Source organism: Streptomyces sp. NPDC020845 (assembly GCF_044334165.1).
Taxonomy (GTDB): Bacteria; Actinomycetota; Actinomycetes; order Streptomycetales; family Streptomycetaceae; genus Streptomyces.
In genome coordinates this window covers 433,610-451,083 of the sequence record NZ_JBIRSJ010000008.1, presented here as the reverse complement: position 1 = coordinate 451,083, position 17,474 = coordinate 433,610, and the positions used below count along the sequence as shown (strand labels likewise).

Below are 17,474 nucleotides of genomic sequence, written 5' to 3'. Positions count from 1 at the left end.
CGTCTCCTCTGATTATGGCCGTGGCCAGGGAAACGCCTACAGGCATGGGCAGCCGAGCAGGTCAGGGGTATTGCATGACGGTCCATCCACCTCGGTCCGCGGTCGCCGAGGAAGCCGCCGGATGCCGACCCCGCCGTACGGCGACACAGCGCCCCCTCGGCCGGGACAGCGAGATCGAGCGGATCCTGCAGTGCTTGACGCGGCAGCCCGGCAGCCCCCCAGCGCTGCTGTTCCTCGGGGAGGAGGGGATCGGGCGTACGACGTTGCTCCGCCACGCCCGGGAACTGGCCACCGGCAACGGCATGCTCGTGCTGTCGGCGCAGGGCTGGGCTGCGGATCGGCGGTATGTTCGTGCCTGCCTCCAGCAACTGCTGGCGCCGGTCCTGAACGAGTTGCCCGCGCTGCCCGCCCCCCATGGCCGGGTGCTGAGCGCCGCCCTGAACCCCGCCCTCAAAGACAGCGGGCCGGACGACGCCGAGGTCCAGGCCGCCGTGCTGGCGTTCCTGGACCGACTCGCCACGTCCCGTCCGGTACTGGTGTCCGTGGACGACACCCACACCTGCGACCGGGCGTTCCTCGACGCGCTCTGGGCAGGGACCAGGCTCCTGACCGGCCGCCCGGTGACGATCCTGCTCGCCGCACGTGGTGACGCACCCCTGCCCAGCCCGCCGCCCGGCATGGAAAGCCTGCATCTGGGCCCACTGAGCGCCCCGGCGGCCGCGGCGCTGCTGGACCGACAGCCCGCAGCGCCCACGGGCGGGCGCAGGCTGGAGATCCTGGAGGAAGCCGAGGGAAATCCCCTGGCTCTGGTGGAACTGAGCCGCGGTGCGCCCGCACCCGCCCCGGTGGGACTTCCCGGCGTCGCAATGGCGCGGCGCCTGCCCACGGCGCAGGTCTTCGGGACCCGACTCGCAATGCTTCCCCCGGAGACAGGACGGGCTCTGCTCTACGCAGCGGCCGCCGGGCCCGGCGCGTCCGTCGCCGCCCTCATGACCGCCCTGGACACCGACGACCTGGCGGTGTGGGCACCGGCGGAGGCGTCCGGTCTGGTCTCGCTGGTCGAGGACCGCCTCGTCTTCAGGCATCCCCTGGCGCGGTCGGCCGCGTTCCTGCGGCATCCGGCGGGCGAGCGGCACCAGGCGCATCTGGACCTCGCCGGGGCCGCCACGCAGCCGGAGGTCAGGGCCCGTCACCTGGCCGCCGCCACCGTGGGAACCAGCGAATCCGTGGCCGCCGTGGTCGAGGACTGCGCCTGGAGGCGCGGGGACGCCGTTGGCGCGGCGCGCGCCCTGGAGCAGGCGGCCCGACTCAGCCCGCAGCGGCGGGAACGCGCTCGCCGTCTGACCGAGGCCCTGGTGGCAGCGCATATGGTGGGAGACCCCGGCTGGGTGCGTGACCTGCACGGCCGGTTCGTCCAGGACTCCACGGATCCGGAACTCGCCTGCCTCGCGGCCGCTGCCCTGGCCTCGGCCCTGTCCCAGGAGTCCTTCCAGCAGGAGGCCTTCGACGTCCTGGCGAACGTCTCGGAGCACTTCTCGGCAGTCGGCCGGCCTGTCGCGCTCGCATTGGCGAGCCTGGCCGCGGGCATCGCTGTCCAGTCCGGTCTGCCCGAGCACAAGGCGGCCCTGTCCACGCTGATCGACCGGGCCCGAGCCGCCGACCGCGCCGAGCAGCGCCGGGCTCTCGTGACCGGACCGCTGGGCCGCCTGGACACGCCGGAGGCACAGCAGGCACTGGATGCGTTCGTCACCGTGGTGATCCGGCCGCAGGCCGCCGCCCGCCTGCTGCCGAGCCTCGGTCGCCCGCACACCGCGCTGCCGGACACCCCGGACGCCCTGGCCTGCCGGATGGCGCTCGCCTCGGTGGCCTACCACGCCGACGAGGCGGACGTGTGCCTGGGACAGCTCCGCAAAGCCGATACTCACCTGCGTACCGCCCGCGCCTTCGGTATCCGTGCCTGGTCGCTCCTCGCTCTCCTGGACACCCTCGTGAACACCGGGCGGTTCACCGAGGCCGAGACCCTGATCCGGGAGGCCACGGCCGAGGCCGCGGTGCTGCGCCTGCCGCGCCTCCAGGCGGATGTGGAAGCGCAGGCCCTCACCCTGCAGGCGCTGCGCGGAGCCGTCCCGACGGAGCCCTGGCTCACCCCTTCGATCTGGTACGCGGTCAGCCTGGACGAGAACCGCGCCACGCACGCACGCCTGCTGCGCGCCAGAGGACTCGCCTCCCTGGCGCTGGGGGACGCGGACGGGGGCTGGCGGCACCTGCGCGAGTTGTTCACGGCCGACGGATCGCCGCTGCACCCCTTCCTGTCGTCCCGGAGCATCGCCGAACTCGCGGTCGCAGCCCAACGGACCGGCCGATCGGACGAGGTCCTGCCGATTCTGGAGCGCGTCCGGGCGGAGCAGGGGGAGCGCCCGAGCACCAGGATGACGCTGCTCCTGCACCATGCCACCGCCCTGGTCGGCCCGGACTACGACGCCGAGCAGCACTTCCACCTCGCCCTGGTCAACCACGAGGCGGACCGTTGGCCGTGGGAACGCGCCCACGCTCGCCTCAACTACGGCATCTGGCTGCGCCGCTGCCGCCGGACACTCGAGGCGCGTCAGCAGCTGACCACCGTGCTGGAAACCGCCGAACGCCTCGGCGCAGCGGCCTTCGCCGCAGCCGCCGCCCGCGAGCTGCGCGCCAGCGGGGCGGCACCCACCCCCGACGCCCCGGGCGCGCTGGAGCAGTTGACGGCACAGCAGCGCCAAATCGTCCGGATGGCCGCACGCGGCCTTTCGAATCGTGAGATCGGTGAACGGCTCTTCCTCTCGCCGCGTACCGTGGGGTCGCACCTGTACAACGTCTACCCCAAGCTCGGTATCAGCCGCCGCCAACAACTGCGTGATCTCCTTCAGGAGACGTGAGGCGCGCGCCGACCGGCCCCTTACGGACCTACCGTCGAGCGGTGCAGCCCAGCCAGAGGAGAGTGCGTGATGCCAGGAGCCTTCGGGGACCGGCCGGGCGGTGACCCCCACACCGTGGTCCTCCTCGACCCCGTGGTGCAGAGTCTCGTCACCGCCTCTGCCACGCCACCGTCCCTCGACGACCTCGGCCCCGAAGCGGGGCGGCAGGCGCTGCGGGAATCCCAGGTGGACCGGTTCGAGGACTTCGGTGTGGACGCGGTCTACCGCGTGGCGTCCGTCGGCCCGTCGGGGCTACTCGGATTCTGGACCATCCGTCCGGCAGGTGCGTCCGGTCCGCTCCCCACCCTCCTGTACGTGCACGGCGGCCGGTGGACGCTCGGCGACGCGCAGACCCATGCCCGCCTCATCACCGAGCTCGTCATCGGCGCAGGCGTGTGCGCCCTCGTCCCGGAGTACAGCCGTACCCCCGAGGCCCGCTATCCGGTGCCGCTGGAGGAGTGCTACGCCCTGATGACCTGGGCGGTCTCCCGGGCCGACGAACTCGGTCTGGACCCGCACCGGCTGGCCGTGGCGGGCGACTGCGCCGGGGCCACCCTGGCCGCCGCCGTGACCATGCTGGCGAAGTCCCGACGGGGGCCGCGGATCAGCGCACAACTGCTCTACTACCCGCTCACCGACTACCGCTGCGACAGCCTCTCGCAACGGCAGTTCGCCACCGGATACCTGCTCACCCGTCGGGCGCTGCGCTCGTACTGGGCGCGGTACGTCGCCGATCCGGCCCAGCGGGCCGAGCCCACCGCGTCACCGCTGTGTGCGCGGACGGAGGATCTGGTGGGGCTGCCGCCGACGCTGATCGTCACGGCCGAGGCCGACGTGGCCCGTGATGAGGGAGAGCAATACGCGCGGAACCTGTCTGCGGCCGGTGTCGAGGCGTCCGCTGTGCGGTTCCTCGGGACCATCCACGATTTCGTGGTGCTGCACGCCCTGCAGGACAGCGCGTCCACTCGGGCAGCTCTCGTGACTGGTTGCGCCTTCCTGCGTGCCCGTTTGGGCTGAGACGTGTGGAACGGGCCGGGGACCAGTCGACCGACTGATGCGTGTTCGGAAGCCGTCACAGCATGCTCACAGCATGCCGACCGTCACCGGATCCTTGGAAGAGAGCCGCCGGCACCAGGCCCTCTCCGCGAGGTCGCGAGCCCAGGTGCTGACCACCCGTTCGGTTCCACCGCGCGAGAGCCTGGACTTTTGGCACGACGCCGTGCTCGCGACACTGGTGGGAATGGATATCGCCACTGAAGGCGGCACTTATGACGCGGCCATGCGCATCGACCAGCTCGGGGACCTGCAGATCACCACGGTGGAGTGCGACCCGGGCCGGGTCCACCGGGCGCCGCGCTTCATCGCTCGTGGAGACGGGCGGGACGTCTTCGTGGCCCTCCAGAGCGCCGGCCGGGCTCAGATCGAACAGGATGGCCGCACCGCTGCGCTGCGGGCCGGCGACATCGGGTTCTGCGAGACCATTCGCCCCTTCCGCACCACCTTCCCGGAACGCTTCCGACTGAAGGTCTTCGCGATCCCGCGGAGCTTGCTCCAGCGGTCGGAGGCCGACCTGCAGCGGCTCACCGCACGGGTACTGCGCCCGAACGGCGGTCTCCCTGCCCTGCTCGCGCCGTTGCTGGAGCGGCTGGCCGACACCTCCGAAACATACGCGACGCCGGTGGCCGAGCGACTGGCCGAGGACGTCATCGGCCTGGTGGCGGCCACGGCGGCGGAGCAAGTGGGCGAGGATCCCGCCGAACTTCCGGGAGCCGACCGTGTCCTGCTGCACCGGATCAAGACCTTCGTTCGCTGGCACCTGTCGGACGCCGGCCTCACCCCGCAGGTCATCGCCCGTGCCCACGGCATTTCCGTCCGCTATCTGCACCGGTTGTTCGAGGCCGAGGACAGCACCTTGTGCCAGTGGATCCGCGAGCTGCGTCTGGACGAATGCCGCAGGGAACTCGCCGCGCAGGCACCCGGATCCGTCAGCGTGGCCCAGGTCGCGCGGCACTGGGGTTTCACCAGTTCCACCCGGTTCAGCAAGGCCTTCCGCGGCTCCTTCGGCATGTCCCCCACGGACTGGGTCGACCGACAGCGCGCAGGGCATGCGGGGGGAGATGCGCCGTGCTGACAGAATCGCTGACCACCCCTGGCCAGGGGGTGGTCTTCTCCACCCGGGACCTCGCCCCCGGCGACCGAGTCGCCGCCTGGGAGCGCACGCTCTCGCAGGTCTTCGTGGGCCTCAAGGTGGACGTGGAGCCTGACCGCCCCTGGGCGGGCGAGCTGACCGCCGAGCGGCTGGGGGCCCTCCAGATCGCCACGGAGGAGTTCGGCCCGGGAACGATCCTGCGCAGTGCCCGGTCGGTGACCGCCGACCACCGCACCCACATCCTGGTGCGCCAGCAACTGGACGGTACCGCGCTCCTGCTGCAGGACGGCCGCACCGCCGAACTCCTGCCGGGTCGCCTGGCGTTCCATGATGCGCGGCGCCCGTTTCGGATCGTGCTGCCGCGGCGGCAGCGGGCCCGGATCCTCATGATGCCCCGGGCGCTGCTGCGCCTGGAGGAAGGACAGCTGTCCGCCCTCACGGCCACAGTGGTGGACGAAGCCGGGGAGGGAGCGGCTGCCCTGCTGCTGCCTCTGCTCTGCGGGCTCGTCGACGAGGTCGCCAGGACCACCACGACCCGCCGGGAACAACTTGCCCGCGTCGCCGCGGAGATCCTGGCCACCGTGGCCCTGGAACAGGTCGGCAGGCACCCCGCGCCGGCGCTGTGGGAGCGGATCACGGCGTCCGTCCAGGCCCGGCTGGGGGAACCCGGACTCGCCCCGCAGGACATCGCCGATCAGCACGGGATTTCCGTGCGCTACCTGCACCGGCTCTTCCAACTGCACGGCACCACCGTCAACGCCTGGGTGCGGACACGACGGCTCGAGGCGGCACGCCGGGAACTTGCCGGGCCTGGCGCGGCGCACAGGTCGATCGCCGCGGTGGCAGCCCGTTGGGGCTTCATCAGCCCCTCCCACTTCAGCCGGACCTTCCGCGAGACGTACGGCATGTCGCCGGTGCAGTGGCGCAGCGCCGCCATTGAGACCCCCGCGGCCCCCGCACCGCGCTCCGTGGGCTGCCGGCAGTGCACTGAGGGACCGAAGGCCCTGCATCGTCGGGCAACTCGGAACGCCGCGCATTCCTAGCCTGAAGAGCGAGGAAAGCCACGCGGTGCGAGGCCCACCTTTTGGTTCACACGACCTCGACGGAAAGGGAGGGGAATGAAGCGCAAAGCGATGGCATGGATGCTGCCCGCGTTAATGGTGGCGCTGAGCGTGATGGGGTTCGGGGCCCCGTCCTCGGCTCAGGACGAGGCAGCCGCCGCGACGATCTCGACCACGGCGGTCGGTCCGCAGTACGACACCACACACGTCTATGTCACCCCTGGCGCGGTGGACGCGTTCGTCGCCAGTTGGGAGGCGACCTTCGGCGGGACTCACACGGCCAAGGTCGTCACGACCGTCACCCCGACACCCAGCAAGACCGAGTCGGAGCTGGTTTTCTCGCCCGTCGGCACCCTGTCCGTGTTCGACTTCCAGACCCCTGTGCCCTACCCGTTCGGAGCCGAGCGGACGGGCTGGCTCATGAGTGACTTCGACAGGGGCGTCCGGCTGGCCCGGGAGAGCGGGGCACACCTTGTCGTCGCGCCCTTCGACGACCCCATCGGGCGGGACGCGATCGTCCAGTTCCCTGGTGGCATCAACGCCCAGTTGTACTGGCACACCAAGGCCCCGTCCTACCCGCCCCTGGAAACCGTGCCGGACAACCGGGTCTACTTGACGCGCGACTCGGCGGATGAATTCCTGAGCTCCTACCTGCGGTTCACCGGGGGACGGATCGTCTCCGACCAGCGTGCGGCGGACGGCGCCGACATCGGTCTGCCCGAGGAGGCGTATCGCCGTATCGCCCTCCGCTCCCCGTTCGGCAATACAGTCGTCAGCGTCACCGACGGCCACCTTCCCTACCCGTTCGGGCGGGAGACCACCGGCTACGCGGTGAAGGACCTCGCGGTGACGCTGCACAAGGCCGAGGCGGCGGGCGCGGAGGTGCTGTGGGGGCCGTATGCCTCCAAGGGCCGCTCCAACGCCGTGGTGCGGTTCCCGGGCGGTTACGTGGCCGAAGTGCACGCGGGCGGCCACCGCTGATCTGCGGCAGTGGTCATCAAGAGCGCAAGTGAACGGTGAGGGGTGGCGGCTCCATCCCTCGGATTCCCATGGAGAACAGTTGACCGACGAGATGATGGGTGACGAGGTCTACCAGCCGGACGGATCGGAGGTGCAGGACGACGTCGGCTTGCTGGACGCTTCCGACACCCTGGACTACCGGGCCGGCAACGAAGCCCTCGACGAGGGGTACTCACCCCCGGAAAGGCCCTGGGCCGTGGAGCACACCGGCGTCACGGCGTCTGAGCAGCAGCGAGGGGAGAGCCTGGACGAGCGTCTCGCCGAGGAACTGCCGGACATCGGCGTCCCGGAGGGTGACGGTATCGGTGACACCTGGGGCACGGACGGTGAGCTCATCGACGACGAGGTCGGCGACGAGCGCGCCGGACGCCTTGTCGCACCGGACGAGGGAAGCCATGAGAACACCGAGTCCGACCTGTTCGCATCCGACTGGGGGCTGGACGGCGCCGGCGCGTCGGCGGAGGAGGCCGCGATGCATGTGGTCCCCGACTCCGAGACCTACTGACGTTCCGACCCAGCGCGCCGCCCGGACTGTACGCCCGGACTGTACGGCCGTCCTGTACGGCCGTCCTGAACGCCGAGGGACAAAGAATCCGTGCGCCGCCGGTAAATCCGCGACGGGGAAACCCGCATAGCTTGGTGCCGCACCGCTGATACCAGCTTTTGCCCTGTACGGGGGATTGCCGAGCGAACGCGCATGAGCCGAACGCAGACAACGGTCACCCCCCCGTATCCGGCACATCGTGGAGCGAATGACCGAGCATCACCGCCGTGCTCAAGTCGAACGCGAGGAGTCCGCCCTGGAGGACGCGGTCGGCGAGGCGGCATTCGACCTGGGGCCGATATCGCACATCCCGCAGCCGGCCGGACGGAATTCGGGTATGACGTTGATGCGGATCTCGGCATGGACCCGCGGTGGACCGTCGGCAGTCGGGCCGCCTTCGGGCCCGCTCGCGTTCGAGCGGGCCGTTCGGCTCAACCGTCCCAGTCGGCGAGGAAGTCGAGGATTTCCGCGTTGACGACGTCGGGACGTTCCTCCTGACAGAGGTGTCCGCACTGGGGGATGGGCACGCCACGGACGTTCCGCGCCAGCCCTTTCCAGACGTCCAGGACGTCGTAGGCCTGCCCCACGGCGCTGAAGTCCTCCCCCCAGATGGTCAGCACCGGGCAGTCTATGAGCTGATCGGCGTCCTCCCTGTCCTGGTCGATGTCCTGGGGTGCGGCCCGGTAGTCCATGCAGGAGCCCCGTACCGCACCGGGCTGCTGATAGGCACGCACATAGACCGCGATCTCCTCGGGGGTCAGCATGTCGGGGTTGTACGACCAACTCCGGTAGAAGTGGGTGAGCCAGATCTCCTCCCGGCCGGCGATCAACGCTTCGGGAAGGTCGGGTACGCCGAGGAAGGTGAAGAACCAGTAGCCCTGCCGGGCGAGGTGCACGTCGTAGGTCTCGGCGATGATCCGGGTGGGGATGTTGTCCATGGCCACGAACCGGTCGATCCGGTCTCGGTGGTCCTTGGCGAACCGGGTGCCGACGCGTGCGCCGCGGTCGTGGCCGACCAGGGCGATGCGCTGGTGGCCGAGGTGGTCCAGCAACGCGATCACATCGTTGGCCATGGTCCGCTTGTCATAGCCGGAGGCGGGCTTCTCCGTGTCGCCGTAGCCGCGAAGATCCGGGGCGATCACGGTGAACCGCTCGGCGAGCACCGGTATCTGTTTCCGCCAGCCGTACCAGGTCTCGGGGAAGCCGTGCAGCAGGTAGACCGGCGGCCCCTGCCCGGCGCTCACCCAGTGCTGCTTGATTCCGTTGAGTTCGGCGGTGTGGTGGGTGATGCCGGTCAATTCTGTGCTCATGGGCTCTCACTTGTGGAGTGGACATTCCATTCACATGCCATTCGGTGCACCGTAGGGAATGGTATGGATTTCCTTCGAGTGCACTTTTCTGAGAACGCACTATGCATGTTCCCGCAGTGCACAGACCTCCGACCGGGTGCTTCTCTGTGCCTAAACTCCATTGGCGAGCGCGGAGCGCGACCGGCCGCCCATCCCGAATTGCGACGGAGTTTTCATATGGCACTGCTCGATCCGGAACCGGGAAAGTTGCGACCGCTCACCACCAACGGCCCGGCCGCCGACCGGGTGGCGGACGACCGGGCGTCCGGAACGCCGGACGCCCTGCGGAACGATCTGGTCCGTCTGCTGGGTGAGCGCAAGGTGCTGCACTCGGTGTCCGACCTGGTGAAGTACGCCTCCGATGCCAGCCCCTATCGCTTCGTGCCCAGGGTGGTGGTGATCGCCGAGAGCGTGGGGGACGTGGCCGCGGTGCTGCGGTATGCCCATGAGCACCGGCGGGAGATCGTCTTCCGGGCGGCCGGAACCTCACTGAACGGGCAGGCTCAGGGCAAGGACATCCTGGTCGACGTGCGCCGCCACTGGACCGGCGTCGAGGTGCTCAGCGGTGGCGCCGAGGCGAGGATCGGGCCCGGCACGACCGTGGGGCGCGTCAATGTCGCGCTCGCCCGGCACGGCCGGCTGATGGGCCCCGACCCGGCGAGTGCCAGTGCGTGCACCGTCGGAGGGGTCGTCGCCAACAACGCCTCGGGCATGACCGCCGGAGTCACCCGTAACTCCTACCGTCTGCTGTCCTCTCTGACGCTCGTCCTGCCGTCGGGCACGGTGGTGGACACCGCGGCGCCGGACGCCGACGACGCACTCCGGAAGGCCGAGCCTGAGCTGTGCGAGGGGCTGCTGGCTCTGAAGGCCGAGATCGAGAGCGACGGCGTGCTGACCGCCCGGATCCGCGCGAAGTACGAGCTGAAGAACACCAACGGCTACCGTCTCGACGCCTTCCTGGACGGTTCGACCCCGGTGGAGATTCTGCGCGGGCTGATGGTCGGTTCCCAGGGCACGCTGGGCTTCATCGCCGAGACGGTGTTCCGGACGGTCTCCCTGGACCGTCTCACCCACACCGCGTTGCTGTTCTTCCCCCGTCTCACGGACGCGGCGGCCGCGGTACCGCTGTTCAACGCCGCCGGGGCGCGGGCGGTCGAGCTGATGGACGGCAACACCCTCCGCGCCTGCGCAAGCGTCGACGGGGTTCCCGCCGACTGGGCCGAGATACCCCCTCAGACCGCCGCGCTGCTGGTGGAGTTCCGTGCCGCGGACGAGTCGGCGCACCAGGCCAACCGGCAGGCCGCCGCCGACGTCCTGGCGAAGCTGACACTGGTGGCCCCGGTGGCGTCCGTCACCAACCGCTTCGTGGAGGACCCGGCCACGGTCAGAACGTACTGGCACGCCCGCGAGGCCTTCATGACGGCGGTGGGCAAGGCCCGGCCGGCCGGGTCGACACTGATCACGGAGGACTTCGCCGTGCCGCCCTCGCGGCTCGCCGAGGCATGCCAAGCGCTGTCCGAACTACAGCGCGGACACGGTTACGAGGCCGCCGTAGCGGGTCACGCGGCCCATGGCAATCTGCACTTCCTGCTGGCTTTCGACGCCGCCCGCCCCGATGAAGTCCGGCGCTACGCGGCCTTCATGAGCGAGTTCTGCGCCATGGTGGTGGACCGCTTCGACGGCTCGCTCAAGGCGGAGCACGCCACCGGCCGGAACATGACGCCGTTCCTCGAAGCCGAGTGGGGAAGGCGCGCCACCGAGTTGATGTGGCAGGTCAAGCAGCTGCTCGATCCCGCCGGGGTGCTGGCTCCCGGGGTGGTGCTCAACCGTGACCCCGAGGCGCATCTGCAAGGGCTGAAGACCATACCGACCATCGAGGCCATCGCGGATTCCTGTATCGAGTGCGGCTTCTGCGAGCCCGTCTGCCCGAGCCGGGACCTCACCACCACACCACGTCAGCGAATCGTGCTGCGGCGCGAGATGATGCGTCAGCCCCTCGGATCGGCCGTCATGGACAGCCTGTTGGAGTCCTACGGCTATGACGCGGTCGACACCTGTGCCGGCGATTCGACCTGCCAGATCGCCTGTCCGGTCGGCATCGATACCGGTGCCATGATGAAGCGGTTCCGCCACCAGCGGCACACGGCCCGCGAGGAGCGGAACGCGGCCCGTGTAGCGCGGCGGTTCTCCCTGGTGGAAGCCTCGGTGCGAACCGCCCTCGGCGTCGCGGACCACGTCAGCGACCGGGTCCTGGGGAGTGTCACCTCGGCAGTGCGGAAGGCCGTCTCGCCGGACCTGGTGCCCGAATGGCTTCCCGGCATGCCGTCCCCCGCGAGTACGCGGATGCCCGAAACGGACCGCCGGACCGCCGTCGCCGTCTACTACGTGGCCTGCGTCAACCGGATCTTCGCGGGGCCGCATGGCAGCGACGGGCCGTCGCTGCCCGAGGCGATCGTCGAGGTCTCCCGCCGTGCCGGACGGCCGGTTTGGATCCCGCCGGACATGGCCGGTTCCTGCTGCGCGACCATCTGGCACTCCAAGGGGTACGACGCCGGCAACACCCTCATGGCGAACCGTATCGTCGAGCGGGCCTGGGAGTGGACCGACGGCGGACGGCTGCCGCTCGTCGTGGACGCATCGTCCTGCGCCCTTGGCATCGGGCGGGAGGTCGAACCGTATCTGAAGCCCGAGAACCGGCGAAGGCACCAGGCGCTCACCGTCGTGGACTCGGTCGTGTGGGCCGCCACCGAGCTGCTGCCTCATCTGAAGGTGACCGACCGGATCGGCAGCGTGGTGATCCACCCGACCTGTTCGATGCGACACCTGGGGGATGTCGAAGAGCTGCGCGCGGTCGCGCAGTTCGTCGCACAGGAGGTCAGTGTGCCCGTCCACGCGGAGTGCTGCGGCTTCGCCGGCGACCGTGGACTGCTGCACAAAGAGCTGACCGAGGCGGCCACCAGGCACGAGGCCGCGGAGGTCACCGCGCGTGAGTTCGACGCGCATCTGTCGGCCAACCGCACCTGTGAGATCGGCATGGAGCACGTCACCGGCCGCCCGTACCACTCGGCGCTGCTGGCCCTGGAACGCGCCACCCGCCCGCCGTACGAGCGCTGACCCGACGACGTTCGGCCCCCATACGCCACCCATCGCACCAGGAGCGTGCCGTGCGCATCGCCAATCTCGCCAGCCGACTGGTTCTGATCACCGCCGACGGGGCGGTTGATGTCCAGAAGGCCGGCGCTGGTCTGTTCTCCTCCGACCCGCAGGCCGTCTACGACCGCTGGGCGGAGTTCCGTGACTGGGCCGCCCAGGCCGATCTCACCGGCGCGGTCCCCTTCGATCCGGTGGCACTCGGCGCACCGACACCTGCTCCCCGCCAGGTGTTCGCCATCGGTCTGAACTATCGCGAGCACGTCACAGAGGCCGGCTTCACCACCCCCGAGGGCATGCCGCCGGTCTTCACCAAGTACGCGACCAGCATCACCGGACCGGTGACTCAGGTGATCCTGCCCAAGGGTGGTCACACCGACTGGGAAGTGGAACTTGTCGTGGTCGTCGGCCGCAGGGCGTACCGGGTGTCCGAAGCCGACGCCTGGAGTCATGTCGCCGGACTGACGGTGGGCCAGGACATCTCCGAGCGTGTAATCCAAATGGCCGGCCCGGCCCCCCAGTTCAGTCTCGGCAAGTCCTTTCCGGGCTTCGCTCCCATGGGTCCCTGGCTGGTGACTCCGGACGAGTTCGACGACCCTGACGACCTGGAGCTGACCTGCGCCATCAACGGCGAGGAGGTCCAGCGCGGCCGTACCCGGCAGCTCATCTTCTCCGTGCCCGCCCTCATCGCCAAGCTGTCCGCGGTGCTCCCGCTGCTTCCCGGCGACGTCATCTTCACCGGTACCCCGGCCGGCGTCGGCCTCGGGCGCTCGCCGCAGCGCTGGCTCGCTCCGGGCGACGAACTGGTCAGCTCCATCGAGGGCATCGGCGAACTGCGCCAGCGGTTCGTCGGCTGAGCGCGTACGTCGAACCTTCACGTCGGAAAGGAACATCATCATGCCCATGATCAAGTCAAGAACACGGACCGGCCTGCTGGCCACGGCCGTGGCGGCGACGCTCACCGTCACCGTCACCGGCGTGGCGATCGCCGCCTCCGGACCGGTGTCGGACGTACGCTTCGTGGCCCATCTGAACATCACCGACGGGCAGCGACCGGAGAACATCACCCTGGAGCCCGACGGCAGCGCGGACGTCACCTTCGCCTTCTCCCGCCAGGTCGCCCGCATCACCCCCGATGGCCAAGTCCACATCCTGGCCACCCTTCCGGCGCCCCCGGCCGGGGCCACCACCCCCGTCCTGACCGCGCCGTTCCTGGGTGGCATCGTCCGCACCCAGGACGGGACCCTGTACTTCCTGTATGCCACCGGCTCCAGCGATCTCACCGGCGTATGGCGCCTTCGCCCGGGCGGCACTCCGCAGCGCATCGCCGCGCTCCCGGCCGACAGCCTGCCCAACGGCCTGGCCCTCGACGGGCGGAGCGGCCTGCTGTACATCACCGACTCCGTCCTGGGCACGGTCTGGCGGGTGCCGACCACAGGTGGCACGCCCACCCGGTGGTCCACCGCACCCGAGCTGGCGCCCGCCGGATTCCTGGGAGCCAACGGCATAAAGATTCACAACGGTGCCGCCTGGGTGTCCAACCTGGACAAGGGCACCGTGCTGCGCGTCCCCATCACGTGCCACGGCGGCGCCGGGCCCGTCGAGACCCAGGCCACCGGGCTGGTCAACATCGACGACATCGACTTCACCGGCGCCGGTGACACCCTGCTCGCGGCGATCAACAAGAACAACGAGATCGCCCTGGTCAAGCCCGACGGCAGCCACTCCATCGTGATGACCGCCGCCGACGGGCTGGAGAACCCGACCTCGCTCGCGATACGGGGCGGCACGGCCTACATCGCCAACGGTGCCTACTTCACCGACGCGGACCCCAACCTCCAAGCCGCTCACGTCAAGCGCGACAACTAGAAAGGCCATCTGATGGAGATGCCGAACCCGGCAGAGCCGACCGACTTTGACCCTGACGCGTTCCTCGTCGTCCCTGCCAGGACATTCGAGGACCTGCGCATCGGTGAGGTCTTCCGGGCTCCCAGCCGGACCCTGACGGATGCCCATGCCGCGGCGTTCCAGACGGTCTCCGCCGACAACCATCCGGTGCACTACGACGCCGAATGGGCCCGCAAACACGGACACTCCGCGCCGGTGGTGCACGGTCTTCAGGTGCTGGCCTTCACCGCTCCCGGGGCCACCTTGTTCCCGCACTTCATCGGCGAGGTGTTCATCAGCTTCCTCGAACTGTCCTGCACCTTCCTGGCGGAGGTGCACTCCGGGGACACCCTGTACCCCGCCCTGACCATCACCGGACTGGAGCCCAAGGGCAGCACCGGCATCGTGGTCACGGCAGCCACCATCCACAACCAGCGCGGCGAACTCGTCCTGTCGGGACAGCACAAGTACCTGCTCCGGTGCCAGTAGGACGCCCGCGTACCCCCCATCCCAGTCACGCATTTCTCCCTGGAGGATTCACCATGACCGATTCCGCACCCACCGTCGTCCTCGTGCACGGTGCCTTCGCCGACGCGTCCAGCTTCGCGCGCGTCATCCCCGAACTGCTGGGCGACGGGCTGAACGTGCTCGCCCCGGCCGTGCCCAACCGCAGCCTGCTCGGCGACGCCGCCTACATCGCCTCGATCGTCCGTCGGATTCCCGGTCCCGTCATCCTGGTGGGGCACTCCTATGGCGGTGCCGTCATCACCGTCGCGGGCGTCGAGGACAATGTCCAGGCCCTGGTCTACCTGGCCGGGTACGCCCTGGAAGAGGGGGAGAGCCTGGGCGAGCTGCAGGGCCGGTTCCCCGACTCCGACCTGGCCTCGGCCCTTGTCTTCTCGCCGTTCCCGGTCGAGGGCTCGACCGAGCCCGGCACCGATGTGACGGTCGAGATCGACAAGTTCCCCGCCATCTTCGCCGCCGATGTGGACCCCGACCTGGCCAAGGTGCTCGCCATCTCCCAGCGTCCGCTGGCCGGTGCGGCCTTCGCCGAGGCGGCCCCGGCCGCGGCGTGGAAGACCAAGCCGTCGTGGGGCCTGGTGTCGTCCTCGGACCACACCATCAACCCGGACGTCGAGCGCTTCGGCTACCAGCGTGCCGGCATGACCACCGTCGAGGTCGACTCCTCGCACCTGGTCATGCTCGCGCACCCCAAGAAGGTCGCGGATCTGATCCGCGAAGCCGTCCGGAGCACCGGCGCCTGACCGGCTACCACCTCCTCAACGCCCCTTCACATTCAAGGAAAAGCGCATGAGAGCCATTCCTCTACCCCGTACGAAAAGAGCGCGCGCACTCGCCGCGTCCTGTGCCCTGGCGGCTGCCGTCGCCGTGTTCGCCTCGACCTCCCAGGTGACCGCGGCGCCGTCGACCGCGGCGACCGCCGAGAAGAACAGCGGCGAGAAGCCGACGATCGTGCTGGTGCACGGCGCATGGGCCGACGCTTCGAGCTGGAACGCGGTCATCGGCCGCCTGCAGCGCGCCGGTTACACCGTCTACGCTCCGCCGAACCCGCTGCGTGGGGTCTCCCAGGACGCCGAGACCCTCGCATCGTTCGTGCGGACCATCCCCGGCCCCGTGGTCCTGGTCGGCCACTCCTACGGCGGCATGGTCATCACCAACGCGGCGGCGAAGAGCGATAACGTGAAGGCGCTCGTCTACGACGACGCGTACATCCCCGCCGAGGGCGAGACCGTGTTCCAGATCAACGGGGCCAAGCCCGGTTCCTGCGTCACGGCTGAACCGTCGACGTTCCTCAACCTGGTGCCCTACCCGGGAGGGCCGGCGGGCGACGTCGACGCCTATCTCAAGTGGGCTGCGAACGGAACGTACAAGGGCTTCCAGGACTGTTTCGCGAGCGGTGTACCCACCGCGCAGGCGAGGCTTCTCGCGGCGTGCCAGCGGCCCTTCGCGGTCAGCGCGGGTTCGGAGCCATCCGGCGCCCCCGCGTGGGAGTCCATCCCGTCCTGGGCCGTCGTTGGCACCACCGACCATGTCATCGTCCCGGACGAGCAGCGGGCCATGGCCCAGCGCGCGAACGCGCACATCACCGAGGTAGAAGCGGGTCACCTGTCGCTGATCACGCGTCCCGATACGGTCGCCGACGTCATCACCTCCGCGGCCGAGGCCGTTCGCCGGCCGTAGTCCGGCATCGCGGCGTCATAAGCCCGGAACTGAGGCGCCCCCGTCGTCGCGCTGGCGTCCCTGAGGGGCGGGCACCTCGGTTCCGGGCGACGCTCGCCCAGCATTTCTCACCCCCGTAGCGCTTCAGAATGGCTTCACGGGTTGTGAGCTGGGAATCTCCTATCGTCAGCTGGCTCGGTGGTACTCGTTGATGAGGCCTGCGATGGCTTGTCGGTGTTTGATCCGGGCTGCGGGCAGGGGGGATGGCGTTCGGATTGTCGGTGGGCGCGAGTTGGTCACGGCCTTGGTGGGGTCGGTGAGTGTTGAAGTGGTGTGTGTAGTCGTGGAGGATCTTCTCGGCGTGGCCACGGTCGAAGAGCAGGACTCGGGCGGTGCATTCTTCCCGTGCTGAGTGGATGAAGCGTTCTGCGTGTGGGTTGCAGTTGGGGCTGTGTGGAGGGATCTTGGCCACGGTGCTGTCCTCGCCGGTGAACACGGTGTCGAAGGTGGCGGTGAACTTCGTGTCCCGGTGGCGGATGAGGTGAGTGAATTCCGCGGCCCGATCGCCGAGTTGCCACAGGGAACTGTCGGGCCTGCTGAGTGGCCCATGCGGCGGTGGGGTGGGCGGTGACGCCGAGGATGTGGACGGTGCGGGTGCGCACCTCCATGACGAACAGCGCGTAGAGCCGCTGCAGGCTGATGGTGTCGACATGGAAGAGATCGGTGGCGGGCAGGCCGTTGGCCTGGGCTTTGAGGAAGGCGGCCCACTCGCCGCGCGCCGGCTGGCGGCGCGGGGCGGGACCGAGACCGGTGGCACGCAGTACCCGACGGACGGTGGCGGGGCTGACTTTGTGCCCGAGGCGGCGCAGTTCGCCGTGCACGCGGCGGAACCCCCATCGGGGGGTCTCGGCGCCGAGCCGGATGATCGGGTTGCGGATTTCCTCCGGTGGGGGCGGTCGCCCGGTAGACGGCGGCTGTGTCCACTTCTGCTTCACCAGACGCTGGTGCCAGGGCAGCAGGGTGCGCGGTGAGACGATCCGGTGTTCGGGCAGGGCTTGGGGGATCAGTCGGGTCAGGACGGCGAGCAGCGTGCGGTCCACCTTGGAAGGCTCGCTCATGGTCCTCCGCCCGTGCGCCGTGCCTTCGCCGGCCGACGAGGCTTCGATCTGATCGCTGGTGAGG

At 69.7% G+C, this 17,474-nt stretch carries 14 protein-coding genes and 1 pseudogene; 12 read left to right on the top strand and 3 right to left on the bottom strand.

Translation table 11 applies throughout. The features are described 5' to 3' along the window. Nucleotides 1–74: 74 nt before the first annotated feature. The 6 genes from ACH4U7_RS23095 (at nt 75) to ACH4U7_RS23070 (ending at nt 7,686) form a co-directional block, all read left to right on the top strand. On the top strand, nt 75–2,912 hold the full coding sequence (locus tag ACH4U7_RS23095) for an AAA family ATPase (protein ID WP_398529730.1): 2,838 nt from the start codon (nt 75–77) through the stop codon (nt 2,910–2,912). A 69-nt stretch (nt 2,913–2,981) separates the two neighbouring features. After that, nucleotides 2,982–3,968, top strand: a complete 987-nt coding sequence (locus ACH4U7_RS23090) for an alpha/beta hydrolase (protein WP_398529729.1) — start codon at nt 2,982–2,984, stop codon at nt 3,966–3,968. Nucleotides 3,969–4,041: 73 nt separating this feature from the next. Next, entirely contained in the window at nt 4,042–5,082 is a 1,041-nt protein-coding gene (locus tag ACH4U7_RS23085) for a helix-turn-helix domain-containing protein (RefSeq protein WP_398529728.1), read from the top strand. Then, nucleotides 5,076–6,143, top strand: coding sequence for a helix-turn-helix domain-containing protein (locus ACH4U7_RS23080; RefSeq protein WP_398529727.1), 1,068 nt, complete (start codon nt 5,076–5,078; stop codon nt 6,141–6,143). The genes ACH4U7_RS23085 and ACH4U7_RS23080 overlap by 7 nt, the downstream gene beginning before the upstream one ends. A 75-nt stretch (nt 6,144–6,218) precedes the next feature. Then, complete coding sequence (locus ACH4U7_RS23075) at nt 6,219–7,142, top strand: glyoxalase (RefSeq protein ID WP_398529726.1); 924 nt, start codon at nt 6,219–6,221, stop codon at nt 7,140–7,142. A gap of 91 nt (nt 7,143–7,233) precedes the next feature. Next, nucleotides 7,234–7,686 (top strand): DUF5709 domain-containing protein, encoded by a 453-nt coding sequence (locus ACH4U7_RS23070; protein WP_398529821.1) that lies wholly within the window; start codon nt 7,234–7,236, stop codon nt 7,684–7,686. Nucleotides 7,687–8,156: 470 nt separating this feature from the next. Here ACH4U7_RS23070 and ACH4U7_RS23065 read toward each other — a convergent pair whose 3' ends face one another. After that, complete coding sequence (locus ACH4U7_RS23065; RefSeq protein ID WP_398529725.1) at nt 8,157–9,035, bottom strand: alpha/beta fold hydrolase; 879 nt, start codon at nt 9,033–9,035, stop codon at nt 8,157–8,159. Nucleotides 9,036–9,251: 216 nt separating this feature from the next. Between ACH4U7_RS23065 and ACH4U7_RS23060 the strand changes: the two genes are divergently transcribed. From ACH4U7_RS23060 to ACH4U7_RS23035, 6 genes are read left to right on the top strand one after another with little or no spacing between them, the layout of a single operon-like run. Then, complete coding sequence (locus ACH4U7_RS23060) at nt 9,252–12,188, top strand: FAD-binding and (Fe-S)-binding domain-containing protein (protein ID WP_398529724.1); 2,937 nt, start codon at nt 9,252–9,254, stop codon at nt 12,186–12,188. A gap of 50 nt (nt 12,189–12,238) precedes the next feature. After that, the gene (locus ACH4U7_RS23055) at nt 12,239–13,081 is read left to right on the top strand and encodes a fumarylacetoacetate hydrolase family protein (RefSeq protein WP_398529723.1); all 843 of its coding nucleotides are present in this window, start codon (nt 12,239–12,241) and stop codon (nt 13,079–13,081) included. 46 nt (nt 13,082–13,127) lie between these two features. Next, a complete protein-coding gene (locus ACH4U7_RS23050) occupies nt 13,128–14,093 on the top strand; it encodes a hypothetical protein (protein ID WP_398529820.1) in 966 nt (321 codons plus the stop codon). A gap of 18 nt (nt 14,094–14,111) precedes the next feature. Further along, entirely contained in the window at nt 14,112–14,600 is a 489-nt protein-coding gene (locus ACH4U7_RS23045; RefSeq protein WP_398529722.1) for a MaoC family dehydratase, read from the top strand. Between the two features lie 53 nt (nt 14,601–14,653). After that, nucleotides 14,654–15,376 carry an alpha/beta fold hydrolase gene (locus ACH4U7_RS23040; RefSeq protein WP_398529721.1) on the top strand — a complete coding sequence of 241 codons (723 nt, stop codon included), beginning with the start codon at nt 14,654–14,656 and terminating at the stop codon, nt 15,374–15,376. A 46-nt stretch (nt 15,377–15,422) separates the two neighbouring features. Further along, complete coding sequence (locus ACH4U7_RS23035) at nt 15,423–16,313, top strand: alpha/beta fold hydrolase (RefSeq protein ID WP_398529720.1); 891 nt, start codon at nt 15,423–15,425, stop codon at nt 16,311–16,313. On the opposite strand, the gene ACH4U7_RS23030 is transcribed toward ACH4U7_RS23035, so the two are convergent. Continuing rightward, nucleotides 16,279–17,004 carry an integrase core domain-containing protein gene (locus ACH4U7_RS23030; RefSeq protein ID WP_398529819.1) on the bottom strand — a complete coding sequence of 242 codons (726 nt, stop codon included), beginning with the start codon at nt 17,002–17,004 and terminating at the stop codon, nt 16,279–16,281. The two genes, ACH4U7_RS23035 and ACH4U7_RS23030, sit on opposite strands and share 35 nt — an antisense overlap. A 133-nt stretch (nt 17,005–17,137) precedes the next feature. Continuing rightward, nucleotides 17,138–17,410: pseudogene (locus ACH4U7_RS23025) on the bottom strand (transposase); the annotation flags it as partial. Nucleotides 17,411–17,474 lie beyond the last annotated feature (64 nt).